This is a genomic window from Bradyrhizobium sp. SZCCHNR1015, assembly GCF_032489875.1.
Classification (GTDB): Bacteria; Pseudomonadota; Alphaproteobacteria; order Rhizobiales; family Xanthobacteraceae; genus Bradyrhizobium.
In genome coordinates, this window is sequence record NZ_JAUEYW010000005.1 from 66,267 (window position 1) to 83,537 (window position 17,271).

At 64.3% G+C, this 17,271-nt stretch carries 18 protein-coding genes and 1 tRNA gene; 3 read left to right on the forward strand and 16 right to left on the reverse strand.

The genetic code is table 11. From position 1 onward, the window contains the following. Nucleotides 1-17: 17 nt before the first annotated feature. From QX128_RS10340 to QX128_RS10410, 15 genes are all read right to left on the reverse strand, one after another. Nucleotides 18-1,526 (reverse strand): NADH-quinone oxidoreductase subunit M, encoded by a 1,509-nt coding sequence (locus tag QX128_RS10340; RefSeq protein ID WP_316181342.1) that lies wholly within the window; start codon nt 1,524-1,526, stop codon nt 18-20. Beyond that, nucleotides 1,523-3,598, reverse strand: a complete 2,076-nt coding sequence (nuoL, locus tag QX128_RS10345) for an NADH-quinone oxidoreductase subunit L (RefSeq protein WP_315799701.1) — start codon at nt 3,596-3,598, stop codon at nt 1,523-1,525. The genes QX128_RS10340 and nuoL overlap by 4 nt, the downstream gene beginning before the upstream one ends. A gap of 65 nt (nt 3,599-3,663) precedes the next feature. Further along, nucleotides 3,664-3,972 (reverse strand): NADH-quinone oxidoreductase subunit NuoK, encoded by a 309-nt coding sequence (nuoK, locus tag QX128_RS10350; RefSeq protein WP_006611001.1) that lies wholly within the window; start codon nt 3,970-3,972, stop codon nt 3,664-3,666. Further along, nucleotides 3,969-4,607, reverse strand: a complete 639-nt coding sequence (locus QX128_RS10355; RefSeq protein ID WP_015666525.1) for an NADH-quinone oxidoreductase subunit J — start codon at nt 4,605-4,607, stop codon at nt 3,969-3,971. The genes nuoK and QX128_RS10355 overlap by 4 nt, the downstream gene beginning before the upstream one ends. A 9-nt stretch (nt 4,608-4,616) precedes the next feature. Then, the gene (gene nuoI, locus QX128_RS10360; RefSeq protein WP_006611003.1) at nt 4,617-5,105 is read right to left on the reverse strand and encodes an NADH-quinone oxidoreductase subunit NuoI; all 489 of its coding nucleotides are present in this window, start codon (nt 5,103-5,105) and stop codon (nt 4,617-4,619) included. Nucleotides 5,106-5,112: 7 nt separating this feature from the next. Then, the gene (gene nuoH, locus QX128_RS10365; protein ID WP_315799700.1) at nt 5,113-6,183 is read right to left on the reverse strand and encodes an NADH-quinone oxidoreductase subunit NuoH; all 1,071 of its coding nucleotides are present in this window, start codon (nt 6,181-6,183) and stop codon (nt 5,113-5,115) included. Nucleotides 6,184-6,193: 10 nt separating this feature from the next. Next, a complete protein-coding gene (gene nuoG, locus QX128_RS10370; protein WP_315799699.1) occupies nt 6,194-8,263 on the reverse strand; it encodes an NADH-quinone oxidoreductase subunit NuoG in 2,070 nt (689 codons plus the stop codon). A gap of 97 nt (nt 8,264-8,360) precedes the next feature. After that, the gene (gene nuoF, locus QX128_RS10375) at nt 8,361-9,686 is read right to left on the reverse strand and encodes an NADH-quinone oxidoreductase subunit NuoF (RefSeq protein ID WP_315799698.1); all 1,326 of its coding nucleotides are present in this window, start codon (nt 9,684-9,686) and stop codon (nt 8,361-8,363) included. Nucleotides 9,687-9,705: 19 nt separating this feature from the next. Next, a complete protein-coding gene (locus QX128_RS10380; protein ID WP_315799697.1) occupies nt 9,706-9,921 on the reverse strand; it encodes a hypothetical protein in 216 nt (71 codons plus the stop codon). Continuing rightward, nucleotides 9,918-10,529: an NADH-quinone oxidoreductase subunit NuoE gene (nuoE, locus tag QX128_RS10385; RefSeq protein ID WP_315799696.1), complete on the reverse strand. Its 612-nt coding sequence runs from the start codon at nt 10,527-10,529 to the stop codon at nt 9,918-9,920. The genes QX128_RS10380 and nuoE overlap by 4 nt, the downstream gene beginning before the upstream one ends. Before the next feature lie 14 nt (nt 10,530-10,543). Further along, nucleotides 10,544-11,503 carry an FkbM family methyltransferase gene (locus QX128_RS10390; RefSeq protein ID WP_315799695.1) on the reverse strand — a complete coding sequence of 320 codons (960 nt, stop codon included), beginning with the start codon at nt 11,501-11,503 and terminating at the stop codon, nt 10,544-10,546. Further along, nucleotides 11,503-12,699 (reverse strand): NADH-quinone oxidoreductase subunit D, encoded by a 1,197-nt coding sequence (locus QX128_RS10395; RefSeq protein WP_315711546.1) that lies wholly within the window; start codon nt 12,697-12,699, stop codon nt 11,503-11,505. Before QX128_RS10395 ends, QX128_RS10390 begins: the two co-directional genes overlap by 1 nt. A gap of 14 nt (nt 12,700-12,713) precedes the next feature. Beyond that, nucleotides 12,714-13,319: an NADH-quinone oxidoreductase subunit C gene (locus QX128_RS10400; protein WP_315799694.1), complete on the reverse strand. Its 606-nt coding sequence runs from the start codon at nt 13,317-13,319 to the stop codon at nt 12,714-12,716. 12 nt (nt 13,320-13,331) lie between these two features. Then, nucleotides 13,332-13,916, reverse strand: a complete 585-nt coding sequence (locus QX128_RS10405; protein ID WP_315800415.1) for an NADH-quinone oxidoreductase subunit B family protein — start codon at nt 13,914-13,916, stop codon at nt 13,332-13,334. Then, nucleotides 13,913-14,278 carry an NADH-quinone oxidoreductase subunit A gene (locus QX128_RS10410; protein ID WP_008964559.1) on the reverse strand — a complete coding sequence of 122 codons (366 nt, stop codon included), beginning with the start codon at nt 14,276-14,278 and terminating at the stop codon, nt 13,913-13,915. The genes QX128_RS10405 and QX128_RS10410 overlap by 4 nt, the downstream gene beginning before the upstream one ends. A gap of 590 nt (nt 14,279-14,868) precedes the next feature. On the opposite strand from QX128_RS10410, the gene QX128_RS10415 reads away from it, so the two are divergent. Then, nucleotides 14,869-15,066: a hypothetical protein gene (locus QX128_RS10415; protein WP_315799693.1), complete on the forward strand. Its 198-nt coding sequence runs from the start codon at nt 14,869-14,871 to the stop codon at nt 15,064-15,066. A gap of 192 nt (nt 15,067-15,258) precedes the next feature. On the opposite strand, the gene QX128_RS10420 is transcribed toward QX128_RS10415, so the two are convergent. Beyond that, a tRNA-Asp gene (locus QX128_RS10420) sits at nt 15,259-15,335 on the reverse strand. 447 nt (nt 15,336-15,782) lie between these two features. Between QX128_RS10420 and QX128_RS10425 the strand changes: the two genes are divergently transcribed. Both QX128_RS10425 and pepT read left to right on the forward strand, forming a co-directional pair. Further along, a complete protein-coding gene (locus QX128_RS10425) occupies nt 15,783-15,932 on the forward strand; it encodes a hypothetical protein (RefSeq protein ID WP_316217855.1) in 150 nt (49 codons plus the stop codon). Between the two features lie 65 nt (nt 15,933-15,997). Further along, the gene (gene pepT, locus QX128_RS10430) at nt 15,998-17,254 is read left to right on the forward strand and encodes a peptidase T (protein ID WP_316217854.1); all 1,257 of its coding nucleotides are present in this window, start codon (nt 15,998-16,000) and stop codon (nt 17,252-17,254) included. The last annotated feature ends 17 nt before the right edge of the window (nt 17,255-17,271 follow it).

Sequence of the window (17,271 nt, forward strand, 5' to 3'; positions counted from 1 at the left end):
CGACCCCAAGGGTCTCATCATTGGAGCAGCGCGGCGGCCTTCACGGCCGTCACGGCGGTATTGTAGTTGGTGACGAGCTGCTGCACCGACGCCGCCGACATGTCGAGGATCGGCTTCGGATAGACACCGAACAGGATGGTCAGCGCCACCAGCGGAAACAGGATCACGCCTTCACGCAGCGTGAGGTCCTTGATGCTGGCGAGCGACGGCTTGGTCAGCGCACCGAACACCACCTTGCGGTACAGCCACAGCGCATAGGCTGCCGACAGGATGACACCGAAGGTCGCGAAGAACGCGGTCGGGATCGACACCTTGAAGGTGCCGAGCAGAGTCATGAACTCACCGACGAAGCCGGAGGTGCCGGGCAGGCCGACATTGGCCATCGTGAACACCATGAACACCAGCGCGTAGACCGGCATCCGGTTGACGAGGCCACCATAGGCCGCGATCTCGCGGGTGTGCATCCGGTCGTAGACCACGCCGACGCAGAGGAACAGCGCGCCGGAGACAATGCCGTGCGAGATCATCTGGAACACGCCGCCCGCGACGCCCTGCATGGTGCCGGCGAAGATGCCCATCGTCACGAAGCCCATATGCGCCACCGACGAGTAGGCAATGAGCTTCTTGATGTCCTCCTGCATCAGCGCGACCAGCGAGGTGTAGATGATCGCGATGGCCGAGAGTGTCCACACCAGCGGCGCGAAGTCGTGCGAGGCCAGCGGGAACATCGGCAGCGAGAAGCGCAGGAAGCCGTAGCCGCCCATCTTCAGGAGGATCGCGGCCAGGATCACGGAGCCCGCCGTCGGCGCCTCGACATGCGCGTCCGGCAGCCAGGTATGAACCGGCCACATCGGCATCTTCACCGCAAAGGAGGCGAAGAAGGCCAGCCATGCCCAGGTCTGCAGGTTACGCGGCACCGCGGTGTGCATCAGCGTCGGGATGTCGGTGGTCCCTGCGTTCCAGTACAGCGCCATGATGGCGAGCAGCATCAGCACCGAGCCGAGCAGCGTGTACAGGAAGAACTTGAACGAGGCATAGACCCGACGCGGACCACCCCAGACGCCGATGATCAGGAACATCGGGATCAGGCCGCCCTCGAAGAACAGGTAGAACAGCACGAGGTCGAGGGCCGAGAACGTGCCGACCATCAGCGTTTCCAGGATCAGGAACGCCATCATGTATTCGCGCAGGCGGTTGGTGACCGACTTCCAGCTCGCCACGATGCAGAACGGCATCAAGGCGGTGGTTAGGATCACGAACGGCAGCGAGATGCCGTCGACACCCATGTGATAGCTGATGCCGGCCGCCAGCCAGTTCGACTTCTCCACGAACTGGAAGTCGGTCTGTCCGGGATCGAAGCGCAGCACCAGGATCACCGACACCGCAAAGGTGATCAGCGTGGTCCACAGCGCGATCCAGCGCGCATTGCGCCGGGCCGCCTCGTCGTCGCCGCGGACCAGATAGATCAGCAGCGCGCCGACGATCGGCAGGAAGGTGACGACGGAGAGAATTGGCCAGGTGGTCATTGCTGGCCCCCCATGAACATGAACCAGGTGATCAGGCCGGCGACGCCGATCAGCATGGCAAAGGCGTAATGATAGAGGTACCCGGTCTGGATCTTGACGACGTTGCGCGTGATGTCGAGCACCCGCGCCGAGACACCGTCCGGACCGAATCCGTCGATGACGAAGCCGTCGCCCTTCTTCCAGAGGAAGCGGCCGAGCCACTTCGCCGGACGGACGAAGATCACGTCATACAGCTCGTCGAAGTACCACTTGTTGAGCAGGAACCTGTAGAGCAACGGTTGCTGCGCGGCGAGCTCCTCCGGGATGTCCGGACGTCTGACGTAGAAGAAGTAGGAGACCACAAATCCCAGTACCATCATGACGAAGGGAAGCTGAGCGAGCCAGGCCGGCATGTGCTCCATGTCTTCGAGAATGTGCGGGTTCATCTTCAGCGACTCGCCGAAGAAGTGCTCGACGCCATGAGGATCGGTGAACACGCCCTTGAACGGGAGGCCGGCCAGGATCGAGCCTGCGGCGAGCACGCCGATCGGGATCAGCATCCAGATCGGGCTCTCATGCGCGGCATCATAATGATGCTGATCGTGCGGCGTGCCGAAGAAGGTCTTGAACACCAGCCGCCAGGAATAGAACGAGGTCAGGCCGGCGGCGACAATGGTGAGGAAATACGCGTAGGTCGCGAACGGATTATGCGCGGCGTATGCAGCCTCGATGATCGCATCCTTGGAGAAGAAGCCGGCGAAGCCGGGGAAGCCCGTCAGCGCGAGCGTACCGACCGTCATCACCGCGAAGGTGTACGGGATCTTGCGCCACAGGCCGCCCATGTTGCGGATGTCCTGCTCGTGGTGCATCGCGTAGATCACCGAGCCGGAGCCCAAGAACAGCAGCGCCTTGAAGAAGGCATGCGTGAACAGATGGAACATGCCGACCGAGTAGGCCCCTGCTCCCATCGCCACGAACATGTAGCCGAGCTGCGAGCAGGTCGAGTAGGCGACGATGCGCTTGATGTCGTTCTGCACGAGGCCGACGGTCGCTGCGAAGAACGCCGTGGTCGCGCCGAAGAACATCACGACGGCCTGCGCGTTCGGCGCGAGCTCGAACAGCGGCGACAGGCGCGCCACCATGAACACGCCGGCGGTGACCATGGTCGCGGCGTGGATCAGCGCAGAGACCGGGGTCGGACCTTCCATCGCGTCCGGCAGCCAGGTGTGCAGCAGGAACTGCGCCGACTTGCCCATGGCACCCATGAACAGCAGCAGGCAGGTCAAGGTCAGCGCGTCGGCGTGCCAGCCGAGGAAGTTGATCGTCGCCTTGCCAGCCAAGCTCGGCGCGGCGGCGAAGATCGTCTCGAAGTCGGTCGACTTCGTCAGCAGGAAGATCGCGAAGATGCCGAGCGCGAAGCCGAAGTCGCCGACGCGGTTGACGACGAAGGCCTTGATCGCGGCCGCGTTGGCCGACGGCTTCTGGAACCAGAAGCCGATCAGCAGGTAGCTGGCGAGACCGACGCCCTCCCAGCCGAAGAACAGCTGCACGAGGTTGTTCGCGGTCACCAGCATCAGCATCGCGAAGGTGAACAGCGACAGATAGGCGAAGAAGCGCGGACGGTTCGGATCCTCGTCCATGTAGCCGATCGAATACAGATGCACGAGCGAGGACACGCTGGTCACCACGACCAGCATGACGGCCGTCAGCGTATCGACGCGCAGCGCCCAGGAGACCTGCAGCTCGCCGGAATTGATCCAGGGCAAGAGCTCCTTCACCCCGGCCTCGTGATGCATGAAGCCAACGCTGATCAGCATCGCCCAGGACAGCCCGGCCGAGACGAACAGCAGCGCGGTGGTGATCGCCTGCGCCGCCCAGGTGCCGGCCGCGGGCGGCTCTGCGACATGATGGTCGTCGTGCCCATGACCGTGATCGTCATGTGCGTGCGCGTCGGCGGCGCCATGGTGATGGCCGTCGTCGTGATGATGCTCGACCACATCGCCGCTCGGATGGCGTCCATGCGCCCCCAGCAGCGCGATCAGGCCGGCCAGGATCGCGCCGAGCAGCGGCAGAAAGACAATGGCCTGGATCATTCGCCCATCCCCTTACGCATGACCTTGCCGGCAAGCCGGCCCCCATCTGTGCGGATCATGCGTCCTTAGCCCTTCATCAGATTGACGTCTTCAACCGCAATCGAGCCGCGGTTGCGGAAGTAGACCACCAGCACGGCAAGGCCGATCGCGGCTTCCGCCGCCGCAACGGTCAGGACCAGCAGCGCGAACACCTGGCCGACGATGTCGCCGAGGAAGGTCGAGAACGCCACCAGGTTGATGTTGACCGCGAGCAGGATCAGCTCGACCGACATCAGGATGACGATGATGTTCTTGCGGTTCAGGAAGATGCCGAGGATGCCGAGCGTGAACAGCATCGCCGCCACGGCGAGGTAGTGTCCCAGTCCGATGGTCATTTCACCCACTCCGCGGCATCCGTGTCCTGCAGCCCCTGCCCGACCGCGACCTTGCGCACCGCCATCGCCATCTCCGGCGTGCGCGCGTTCTGGACGTTGATGTCCTGGCGCTTCACGCTGGCCTTGTGGCGCAGGGTCAGCACGATCGCGCCGATCATCGCCACCAGCAGGATCATGCCCGACAGCTGGAAGTAATGGATGTACTTCGTATAGAGCACCAGGCCGAGCGCCTCGGTGTTGGTGACGTTGGTCGGGATCGCCGCCGTGATCGCCTTCGGCGTCGTCGGGTTGATGACCCAATAGGACACGGTCAGCAAGAGCTCGAACAGGAAGATGCCGCCGATCACGAGGCCGATCGGCATGTATTGCAGGAAGCCCTCGCGCAACTCGGTGAAGTCGACGTCGAGCATCATGATCACGAACAGGAACAGCACCGCGACCGCGCCGACATAGACGACGACCAGGATCATCGCCAGGAATTCAGCACCCATCAGCACGAACAGGCCGGAGGCGTTGACGAAGGCGAGGATCAGATAGAGCACCGAATGAACGGGGTTCTTCGAGACGATCACCATCACGGCCGAGGCCACGCAGACCGCCGCGAACAGATAGAAGAAGAGCGCAGGAAGGATCATCGGACGGCCTCAGCGGTACGGCGCGTCGAGCGCGATGGCTTTGGAGATCTCGCGCTCCCAGCGGTCGCCGTTCGCGAGCAGCTTGGCCTTGTCATAGTAGAGCTCCTCGCGGGTCTCGGTCGCGAACTCGAAGTTCGGCCCCTCGACGATGGCGTCCACCGGACAGGCTTCCTGGCACAGGCCGCAATAGATGCACTTCACCATGTCGATGTCGTAGCGCACCGTGCGGCGGGTGCCGTCATTGCGGCGCGGACCTGCCTCGATCGTGATCGCCTGCGCCGGGCAGACGGCCTCGCACAGCTTGCAGGCGATGCAGCGCTCCTCGCCATTGGGGTAGCGGCGCAACGCGTGCTCACCGCGGAAGCGCGGCGAGATCGGGCCCTTCTCGAACGGATAGTTGAGGGTCGGCTTGGGCTGGAAGAAATAGCGCATCGCCAGGAAGAAGGCGGAGACGAACTCCTGCAGCAGCAGCGACCGTGCGGTGGCGGAGATGTTCATGATAGCCTCATTTCGGCGCGATGCCGGCGAATTGCAGCACGCCCGCGACGATCACCACCATGGCCAGCGACAGCGGCAGGAACACTTTCCAGCCAAGGCGCATCAACTGGTCGTAGCGGTAGCGCGGCACGATCGCTTTCGCCATCGCGATCAGGAAGAACATGAAGAACAGCTTGAGCGAGAACCAGATGACGCCCGGCACCCAGTTGAACGGCGGCAGATCGATCGGCGGCAGCCAACCGCCCAAGAACAGGATCGTGGCCAGCGCGCACATCGTGGTGATCGCGACATACTCGCCGAGCATGAACAAGAGATACGGCGTCGAGCCGTATTCGACCATGAAGCCGGCGACGAGCTCGGATTCAGCTTCGACCAGGTCGAAGGGCGGGCGGTTGGTCTCGGCGAGCGCCGAGACGTAGAACACCACGAACATCGGGAACAGCGGCCAGACGTACCAGTTCAGGATCGTCAGCTGCGGCAGGCCGATCAGGCTCGCAAGCCCGCGGGCGTGCTGCGCCTCGACCACCGCCGACAGATTCAGGGTGCCGGCGCAGAGCAGCACGGTGATGATCACGAAGCCGATCGAGACCTCGTAGGACACCATCTGCGCCGCCGAGCGCAGCGCCGCCAGGAACGGATACTTCGAGTTCGACGACCAGCCGGCCATGATGATGCCGTAGATCGACAGCGACGAGATCGCGAAGATGAAGAGGATGCCGACATTGATGTCGGCGATCGCCCAGCCGAGATTGGTCGGGATCACCGCCCACGCCGCCAGCGCCAGCACGCAGGACACCAGCGGCGCCAGCAGGAACACGCCCTTGTTGGCGCCGGCCGGAATGATCGGCTCCTTGAGCACGAACTTCAAGAGGTCGGCGAACGACTGGAACAGGCCCCAGGGCCCGACCACGTTCGGACCCCTGCGGATCTGCACCGCCGCCCAGATCTTGCGGTCGGCCAGCAGAATGTAGGCGATCGCGACCAGGAGGACGACGAGCAGCAGCACGCTCTGCGCGATCATGATGATCAGCGGCCAGAGGAAACCGGTCCAGAATGAGCTCGCAAAGAAATCAGCCATCAGGTCACGCTCACTCCGCTGCCGTCAGCATCTGCCCGGAGGCCAGGCGGGAGCATTCCGCCATGACTGCCGAGGCACGCGCGATCGGGTTGGTGAGATAGAAGTCATCGATGACAGGCTTGAACGGCGCCTTCTCGAGGCTGCCGCCCTTGCCCGCCAGGGTCTTGATGTCGGCGATCTTGCCCGCCTCGATCTGGTCGATCCGGCCGAGATGCGGCACGGCCTTGATGATCGCAGCGCGCAAGCCGGCCAGCGAGTCGTAGCCGAGCTTCCTGCCGAGCACGTCGGACAGCGCCCGGACGATCGCCCAGTCCTCGCGTGCCTCGCCCGGCGGGAATGACGCCCGGCCCGTCATCTGCACCCGGCCCTCGGTGTTGACGAAGAGACCCGACTTCTCGGTGTATGCGGCGCCCGGCAGGATGACGTCGGCGCGATGCGCGCCACGGTCGCCATGGGTGCCGATGTAGACAGTGAACACGCCCTCGGGCACCTCGACCTCGTCGGCGCCCAGCAGGAACATCACGTCCATGGTGCCGAAGGTCGTCATCTGCGCAGCCGTCAGGCCGGTGCCGTTGAAGCCGATGTCGAGCGCGCCGACCCGCGACGCGGTGTCGTGCAGCACGGCAAAACCGTTCCAGTCGTCGCGCACGGCGTTGACGTCCATCGCGATCTTGGCCGCGAGCGACAGGATCGCCGCGCCATCGTGACGCGCGACCGCGCCGGCGCCGACCAGCACGATCGGATTCTTGGCGTTGCGGAACGTGGTCGCAAACGAGTGCTTGCCCGCGGCGACGTCGCTCAGGGAGTCTGTGCCCGCGCCAATGTGCTCATAGGCATAGGTGAGATCGGCCTTTGGGCCGACCACGCCGACCTTGAGCTGACCCGACCGCCAGCGCTTGCGGATGCGGGCGTTGAGCACGGCCGCTTCCTTGCGCGGATTGGCGCCGACGATCAGGATCGCGTCGGCCTGCTCGATGCCGGCGATGGTCGGATTGAACAGATAGGATGCGCGGCCGAGCTTGGCATCTAAGCTGTCACCGCCCTGCACGGCGACGTTGGTCGAGCCGAGCTTGGCAAGCAGATCCTTGAGCGCGAACATCTCTTCGACCGCGGCGAGATCGCCGGCGATCGCGCCGATGCGCTTGCCGTCGATGCGCGACAGCTTGGCGGCAATCGCCTTGAATGCCTCAGGCCAGGAGGCGGCGCGCAGCTTGCCATCCTCGCGAACGTAGGGACGATCGAGCCGCTGCGTGCGCAGGCCGTCGACGACATGGCGGGTCTTGTCGGAGATCCACTCCTCGTTCACGGCATCGTTGATGCGCGGCAGGATGCGCATCACCTCGCGGCCGCGGGTGTCGACCCGGATTGCTGAGCCCACGCCGTCCATGACGTCGATCGACTGCGTCTTGCCGAGCTCCCAGGGCCGCGCCGCGAAAGCATAGGGCTTGGAGGTCAGCGCGCCCACCGGGCAGATGTCGACCAGATTGCCCTGCAGCTCCGAGCTCAGCGCCTGCTCGAGATAGGTCGTGATCTCCATGTCCTCGCCGCGGCCGATCGCGCCCATTTCCGGCACGCCGCAGACTTCCGCCGAGAAGCGGACGCAGCGCGTGCACTGGATGCAGCGGTTCATCGAGGTCTTGACCAATGCGCCGAGATATTTGTCCTCGACGGCGCGCTTGTTCTCGGCGAAGCGGCTGGTGTCGACACCATAGCCCATCGCCTGGTCCTGCAGGTCGCACTCGCCGCCCTGGTCGCAGATCGGACAGTCCAGCGGATGGTTGATCAGAAGGAATTCCATCACGCCTTCGCGCGCCTTCTTGACCATCGGCGACCGCGTCGAGATCTCCGGCGGCTCGCCCTTCGGGCCCGGCCGGCAGTCGCGCACGCCCCAGGCGCAGCTCGCGACCGGCTTCGGTCCGCCCTTCACCTCGACGAGGCACATCCGGCAGTTACCGGCGATCGACAGCCGCTCATGATAGCAGAAGCGCGGGATCTCGGCGCCCGCCGCCTCGCACGCCTGCAACAGCGTGTACTCCGGCGGCACATCGATCTCTTTGCCATCGATGATGATCTTGGTCATAGCCTCACATCTCTCTCAAACCACGGACCGCCGCGCTGCGCACCGTGAGGGCGCGAGCGCGGGGGAAAACCTTGCTGGCGGACCGGACCGCCACCGCCTACTCCGCCGCCACCATGTGCGCGGGATCGCGCACGCCGACGTCGTCGACATCGGCCTTGTGCGAATACTGATCGATGCGCGCCTCGATCTCGTGACGGAAATGCGTGATCAGGCCCTGGATCGGCCAGGCCGCGGCGTCACCGAGCGCGCAGATCGTGTGTCCCTCGATCTGCTTGGTGACCTCCAGCAGCATGTCGATCTCGCGCTTGTGCGCCCGGCCCTCGGCCATGCGGGTCAGCACGCGCCACATCCAGCCGGTGCCTTCGCGGCACGGCGTGCACTGGCCACAGCTCTCATGCTTGTAGAAATAGGAGATGCGCGCGATCGCCCGGATCAGGTCGGTCGACTTGTCCATCACGATCACGGCCGCGGTGCCGAGGCCGGAGCGCAGCTTCGACAGGCTGTCGAAATCCATCGGCGTATCGATGATCTGCTCGGCCGGCACCATGCGCACGGACGAGCCGCCGGGGATGACCGCCTTCAGATTGTCCCAGCCGCCACGGATGCCGCCGCAATGCTTCTCGATCAGCTCGCGGAACGGGATGCCCATCGCCTCTTCGACGTTGCAAGGCCGCTCGACGTGACCGGAGATGCAGAACAGTTTTGTGCCGACATTGTTCGGACGGCCGATGCCGGCGAACCACGCGGCGCCGCGGCGCAGGATGGTCGGCGCCACCGCGATCGACTCGACATTGTTCACCGTGGTGGGGCAGCCGTAGAGGCCGACGTTGGCCGGGAATGGCGGCTTCAGCCGCGGCTGGCCCTTCTTGCCCTCCAGGCTCTCGAGCAGCGCCGTTTCTTCGCCGCAGATATAGGCGCCGGCGCCGTGGGCGACGTAGAGATCGAACGGCCACCCGTGGATGTTGTTCTTGCCGATCAGGTTGGCCTCATAGGCCTGGTCGATCGCCGCCTGCAGCCGTTCGCGCTCGCGGATGAACTCGCCGCGCACATAGATGTAGCAGGCATGCGCGTTCATCGCGAAGCTGGCGAGCAGGCAGCCCTCGACGAGATGATGCGGATCGTGCCGCATGATCTCGCGATCCTTGCAGGTACCGGGCTCGGACTCGTCGGCGTTGACCACGAGATAGCTCGGCCGGCCGTCGGTCGATTCCTTCGGCATGAACGACCATTTCAGGCCGGTCGGGAAGCCGGCGCCGCCGCGGCCGCGCAGGCCCGACGCCTTCATCTCGTTGATGATCCAATCGCGGCCGTTCTCGATCAGGCCCTTGGTGCCGTCCCAGCTGCCACGCCGGCGAGCGCCCTCGAGGCCCCAATCGTGCAGGCCGTAGAGGTTGGTGAAGATGCGGTCCTTGTCGTCGAGCATCAGACGGCTTCCTCGAAAATCAGCGGTTCGACTGCATGGTGGCGATGAAGGCGGCACAGCCGCCGAACACCAAGGCCCACAGCAGACTGGACTCCAGCGTCGCGTTGAGCGCGAACCGCTGCAGCACGAAAATGAAAGCGGCGGCAGCAAGCGTATGCAGCGCCACGTAGCGCCAGTTCTTCATCGCGGCGCCCTCTTCCGTCAGGGCCGCAACGCGGGTGCGATCGCGGCTCATGTCTTCTCCTTCAGCGTGGTCGGCCCACCTGCCGGCGCCGAGAACTGGCGGCCGTTCTGCGGGCCGGGCGTCGGCAGATTGCCGGTCGCGAAGCCGTCCAGCACCTTGCCGAAGCTCTCCGGCGTCAGGTCCTCATAGGTGTCCTTCCAGATCTGCACCATCGGCGCATTCACGCAGGCGCCCAGGCACTCGACCTCTTCCCAGCTGAAGTCGCCGTCCTTCGACAGGTGGAAGGGATCATGATGGATACGATGCTTGCAGACCTCGATCAGCTCTTCGGCGCCGCGCAGCCGACACGGCGTGGTGCCGCACACCTGCACATGCGCCTTCTTCCCGACCGGCTGGAGCTGGAACATGGTGTAGAAGGTCGCGACCTCGAGCACGCGGATATAGGGCATCCCGAGCATGTCGGCGACGACGCGGATCGCAGCCTCCGACACCCAGCCGTCGTGCTGCTCCTGGGCCCGCCACAAGATCGCAATCACCGCCGAGGCCTGGCGGCCTTCCGGATATTTCGCGATCTGCGCTTTGGCGAAGGCAAGGTTCTCGTCCGTGAACGCAAAGCTCGCGGGCTGAACTTCCTTCGGGGCAAGACGGCGGACGGACATGGCTCTTCAATCTTTCATTGCATGCGGCGCGCGGCGTCTGCATTGAGCGCTGCGACGCGATTCTGCCAGAAGGCACTTGCAGTTCCGAACACGTTATAGCCGACGTGGGCGGAAGCCTTGATGCGGTCGAGGATCGACAGCTCCGTCACGATCTCGAAGCGGCCGCTCGCGGGGTCGTAGACCATCAGCTGCATCGGCGTCTGATCGAGGATGTAGCGCGACACCGTATGGTTGCGGTCCTGGCCGTGCTCCTCGCACAGGATCATGCTGTCGGTCGCCAGCAACCGCGCGCCGCCCTTGATCGCCTCGATCTCGACGCCCTCGACGTCGAGCTTGATCAGGTACTTGCCGGACGCGGCGACCTTGCCGTCGTCGATCAGATCGTCGAGCGCCATCACCGGCACCCGCTCGCCGTCGGCGGCGCCGCCCGCAATGCTGAAGGCCTCGTGCTTGGTGCCAGTCAAATAGGCCGTGCCGCGGCTGGCGCCGATCGCGCACTTCATCACCTCGAAGCGGCCGGCATTGATCCGGGCGTTGTTGGCGAGCTTGGCGAAGTTGGCCGAGGACGGCTCGATCGCGATCGCCTTGTGCGCACCGTAGGGCGCGCTCGAGACCAGCACAGACCAGTAGCCGTAATTGGCCCCGCCATCGATGAAGGTGTAGTCGACATCGACAGTGCCGAGAAACAGGATCTCGAGCTCGTCCTCGTAGTGATAGTCGCGGTTGAGCAGCTTGCTCCAGTAGCCGTCGCCATAGGGAAACTCGAACACGGCGTCCGGGTTGAGCTTCACCGCGATATCGCGTTCGGGCAGCGCCAGGCGCAACAGGTTGGCGCAGCGGTTGTAGCCGCGATGCGAGAAATGCGACGAGATCTTCGAGCCGGTCGACAGCGCCAATGCAGCCGTGCGCTCCCAGAGGTTCGCTCCTTCGAGCGCTCCGGACGCACGATCGAACTGGATCGGCGCATGGCCCATCAGCGGTCCACCTCTCCGAACACGATGTCGAGCGAGCCCAGGATGGCCGAGACGTCGGCGAGCAGATGGCCGCGGCAGATGAAGTCCATCGCCTGCAGATGCGCGAAACCCGGAGCGCGGATCTTGCACTTGTACGGCTTGTTGGTGCCGTCGGCGACGAGGTAGACCCCGAACTCGCCCTTCGGCGCCTCGACCGCCGCATAGATCTCGCCAGCGGGGACGTGCACGCCCTCGGTATAGAGCTTGAAGTGGTGGATCAGCGCTTCCATCGAGCGCTTCATCTCGCCACGGCGCGGCGGCGCGATCTTGTTGTCGGTGATCATCACCGGGCCCTGCCCGTCCGGTGCACGCAGCTTCTGGATGCACTGCTTCATGATACGCACCGACTGGCGCATCTCTTCCATGCGGATCAGATAGCGGTCGTAGCAGTCGCCGTTCTTGCCGATCGGAACGTCGAACTCCATCTCGGCGTAGACGTCATAGGGCTGCGACTTGCGCAGGTCCCAGGCCGCGCCCGAGCCGCGCACCATCACGCCCGAGAAGCCCCACTCCCAGGCCTGCTTCAGGGTGACGACGCCGATGTCGACGTTGCGCTGCTTGAAGATGCGGTTTCCGGTGAGGAGCCGGTCGAGATCGTCGACCACCTTCAGGAACGGATCGCAGAATGCGTCGATGTCGTCGATCAGCTTCGGCGGCAGGTCCTGGTGGACGCCACCGATGCGGAAGTAGTTGGCGTGCATGCGCGAGCCGGAGGCGCGCTCATAGAACACCATCAGCTTCTCGCGCTCCTCGAAGCCCCACAGCGGCGGGGTCAGCGCGCCGACGTCCATCGCCTGGGTGGTGACGTTGAGCAGGTGCGACAGCAGCCGTCCGATCTCGGAGTAGAGCACGCGGATCAGCTGGCCGCGGCGCGGCACCTCGATTCCGAGCAGGCGCTCGGCCGCGAGGCAGAACGCATGCTCCTGATTCATCGGCGCGACGTAGTCGAGCCGATCGAAATAGGGCATCGCCTGCATGTAGGTCTTGGTCTCGATCAGCTTCTCGGTGCCGCGATGCAGCAGGCCGATATGCGGATCGACGCGCTCGACCACCTCGCCGTCCAGCTCCAGCACCAGGCGCAGCACACCGTGCGCCGCCGGATGCTGCGGGCCGAAATTGATCGTGAAGTTGCGGAGGGCCGGGCTCTGCTCGTTCATGCTCGCGCTCCCACTCACTTATTCGCTTTCTCGTCGCCCGGCAGCGGATAGTCCGCGCCTTCCCAGGGCGAGAGGAAATCGAACTTGCGGAATTCCTGGTTGAGCCTGACCGGCTCGTAGATTACCCGCTTCTCCTGGTCGTCGTAGCGCACCTCGACGAACCCCGTCGTCGGGAAGTCCTTGCGCAGCGGATGGCCATCGAAGCCGTAGTCCGTCAGCAGGCGGCGCATGTCGGGGTGGCCGACAAAGATCACGCCGTAGAGGTCGTAGGCCTCGCGCTCGAACCAATCGGCGCCCGGAAAGACATCGATCAGCGACGGCACCTGCGTGGTCTCGTCGGCTTCGGCCTTGAGCCGGATGCGCGCGTTCAGCGTCGGTGACAGGAAGTGGTAGACGACATCGAAACGCTTGGCGCGCTCGGGATAGTCGACCGCCGTGATGTCGGTGATGTTGACGAAGCGGAGAGCCGGATCGTCGCGCAGATGTGTCACGACCTCGACGATCCGGGCGGGCTCCACATTCACCGTGAGCTGATTGAAAGCGACCGTATGGCCGATCGCGGCGCCCGGGAGCGCGCTTACGATCGTCTGCCCAAGGGCGTCGAGCCTGCCGTCGTCCATAACGAAAAACCTTCAGCGTTCGATGGTGCCGGTGCGCCGGATCTTCTTCTGCAGCAGCAGCACACCGTACAGCAGCGCTTCGGCGGTCGGCGGACAGCCGGGCACATAGATGTCAATGGGAACGATGCGGTCGCAGCCGCGGACCACCGAATAGGAATAGTGATAGTAGCCGCCGCCATTGGCGCACGACCCCATCGAGATGACGTAGCGCGGCTCCGGCATCTGGTCGTAGACCTTGCGCAGCGCCGGCGCCATCTTGTTGGTCAGCGTGCCGGCGACGATCATCACGTCGGACTGGCGCGGCGACGCACGCGGCGCGAAGCCGAAGCGCTCGACATCGTAGCGCGGCATCGAGACCTGCATCATCTCGACGGCGCAGCAGGCCAGGCCGAACGTCATCCACATCAGGGAGCCGGTGCGGGCCCAGGTGATGAGATCGTCAGCGGTGGCAACGAAGAATCCCTTGTCCGACAGCTCGGACCTGACCTCGAGGAAATACGGGTCGTTGGCACCGATCGGCCTGCCGGTCGCGGGATCGAGAATGCCCTTCGGGGCCGGAGCGATCGCCGGCCCGGTCGAGGACGTGGTCGGGCTCAATCCCATTCAAGCGCGCCTTTCTTCCATTCGTAGGCAAACCCGACCGTCAGCACGGCCAGGAACACCAGCATCGACCAGAAGCCGGCCGCGCCGAGCTTGCCGAATGCGACTGCCCAGGGGAACAGGAAGGCGACTTCGAGGTCGAAGATGATGAAAAGGATGGCAACCAGATAGAAGCGGACGTCGAACTTCATACGGGCGTCGTCGAACGCATTGAAGCCGCACTCGTAGGCGGAGAGCTTCTCGGGATCGGGCTGCTGGTAGGCGACCAGGAACGGCGCGATCAGCAGCACCACCCCGATGATGGCTGCGACACCTATGAAAACGACGAGGGGGAGATAGTTCTGAAGGATGCCGGTCATCGGCGCCACTTTCCTCTGCGGTTTCGGTGCAAACCGCAGACTCGTTGCATTGGAATTGGTCGAAGCCTTAGCGCAGCGCACCAAGCCGCGCAAGACGAGCCGTCTCGCCGTCGTCATCCCTCCCCACATTGCGGAAACCGGGACACACCGAGCAACGGCGCCGCGGATGACGCGTGCAGGAGCCGCATTGCAGACCCGCAGCATTACGGTGCCGCACGGTCCACCGCGGGATGCTGAGGCGATCAGCAATCGCGAGGACGCACGGCGTTGTGCGCAGGCTGGGCTGGTCGGAGACGGATGCGGATCAGCGTTCGATCGGGCGATCCAAACGAGGCGACTGGACCATCGCCCGATAGGCTTCCGTTACCGCGGGAGATGGTCACGAAGGGCCGCCGGATCAAGATCATCCGCGGCCGCCGTCGATACCGGCACCGCCGCGCGCAGTCAGCCCCGGCCGCATACTCCCGATTGCCGCCGCGGCGGCTGCAACCGATGAAACCATTTTGAGGAAACGAAGAAACCGGATCGAAACAAAGCAGGGGTACATGTCCAGGCAACAAAGTGGCGCTCTGAGACGCCGGGAGGCTGACATGAACCACTCACTGCATTCCGCAGACCGATCGACCCATCTGAAGATCGTCGCCGTTGCCCTGATCGCCGGCATCGCCGTGACCGCTTTCGGCATCGCGACCCGCGCCAACGTCGACTACAGCCAGACGGCATCGCACGTCGTGAAGGCCGGCAAGCCGGTGACCATGACGAGTTCCAGCGACTCGATGGTCCGCTGAGGCCACTGTCCGCTGCCATCTGATAGCATTCGCAGGCCACCCGCCGGGTGGCCTTTTTCATGCCCGGTCGGAAAATTGGCGACGGAGCACTTGCAGTCGGCGGAGCATCAGGTCGTAGGCGGGAAGAGATCGCGCGGGAGTGCCGCTTGCGCCAGCGCACGGATCAGATCGAAAGCTAAGCCATTGAAAACATGGCGCGAGAGACGGGGCTCGAACCCGCGACCTCCGGCGTGACAGGCCGGCGCTCTAACCAACTGAGCTACTCCCGCGTGATCGCGAAATCCGCGGAGGAGTGCGACTTAAAGGGGCGATGTTTCGAAGTCAAGGACAATGAACCGAGAGCTGTGCGAAGTCATTGATGAGGGGTCCATGCAGCACGCCCGGTCTCCTTGTCTGGGCCGAGCAGCCGACGTCAATCGCTGCACGATGATGGGCCATCCCACGTCTCTCCCTCCGGATCTCGGCACCCCTGCCCCGCGGCCGTGGCGGTCGCTTCGCGAAGACGTCGCAGGCCGGATATGGCAAAATGGGCGCCAAGTCCGACCAGGCATACTTTCGACCGGGCATATTGAAATTTCCGGCCGCCGTCCCGGTCGAGGTGCACGGGCTGACCAGGAAGCGAGTGAGAGGAGATTCCTCGCGGACGCCGCCCACGAATCGCCCGGCACCTGTGCGAGCAAGCTGAGCTTCGAATCGCCGGAGGCGGTATCCTGCAGATGGAGCTCAATCCTGCCGTCGGCGAAGCGGTGCTGATCAACGCCGGCCGCGAAACGTCGTATTCCGCAGCACGGGAGCTGGCCGGACGTTCTTTGATCAGAGCTGAAACCATTGATAACCTGCCGCTCCTGGTATCTGGCATGCAATAACTGATATATTAGTATACTGATACCTCCGGCAACCTCTCTCTCTTTCTCTCTCTCTCGTGGTGCCCATGTCCGACCCGCTTCGCAGCTATACCCACTCCGTCACCGAGCGCCTGCTCCGCTACGCCGTGATCGACACCCAGTCGGACCCGACGTCGCCGACCTGTCCTTCGACGCTCAAGCAGAAAAATCTTGGCCGGATGCTCGCAGCCGAGCTGCAGGCGATGGGACTTTCGGACGCCCATCTGGACGACAACGGCTACGTCTACGCGACCATCCCCGCCACCACCGACAAGGCCGTGCCGGTGATCTGCTTCTGCTCGCACATGGACACGTCGCCCGACTGTTCCGGGGCCAACGTGAAGCCGCAGATCGTGCGCAACTACCAGGGCGGCGACATCGTGCTGCCGGGGGACGCGAGCCAGATCATCCGTGTGGCTGAGCATCCTGCATTGAAGGACCAGATCGGCAGCGACATCGTCACCACCGACGGCACGACCCTGCTGGGCGCCGACAACAAGGCCGGCATCGCCGAGATCATGGACGCGGCGCAATTCCTGATCAGCAATCCGCAGATCAAGCACGGCACCATCAAGATCCTGTTCACGCCGGACGAGGAGATCGGCCGCGGCGTCGACAGGGTCGACCTGAAGAAGCTGGGCGCCGATTTCGGCTATACGATGGATGGCGAGACCGCCGGCAACATCGAGGACGAGACCTTCTCCGCCGACGGCGCCACCATCCTCATCAACGGCGTCAGCGCCCATCCCGGCTTTGCCAAGGGCAAGATGGAGCATGCGATCAAGATCGCGTCCGCAATCGTCGATCGGCTCCCGAAGGATGGCTGCTCGCCGGAGACGACGGAGGGCAAGGAAGGCTTCCTGCATCCGGTCGGGATCTCCGGCGCGCTCGAACAGGCGCGGCTCGACTTCATCGTGCGCGATTTCAGCGAGCAGGGCCTGCGGCAGAAGGAAGCGCTGCTCGAGGACATCGTCAGGGATGTCCTGAAGGACTATCCGCGCTCGACCTATCGGATGGAGGTCCGGCAGCAATACCGCAACATGAAGGAGGTCATCGACCGGCATCCGGAGATCGTGACCTATGCCGAGGAGGCGATCCGCCGCGCCGGACTGACGCCGGTCCGGACATCGATCCGCGGCGGCACCGACGGTTCGCGGCTGTCGTTCATGGGCCTGCCCTGCCCCAACATCTTCGCCGGCGAGCATGCCTTCCACTCGCGTCTCGAATGGGTCAGCGTCAAGGACATGGAGAAGGCGGCGCAGACCATCGTCCATCTGGCGATGATCTGGGAAGAGCGCTCCTGAGCGCCGTCCGGCGCCGC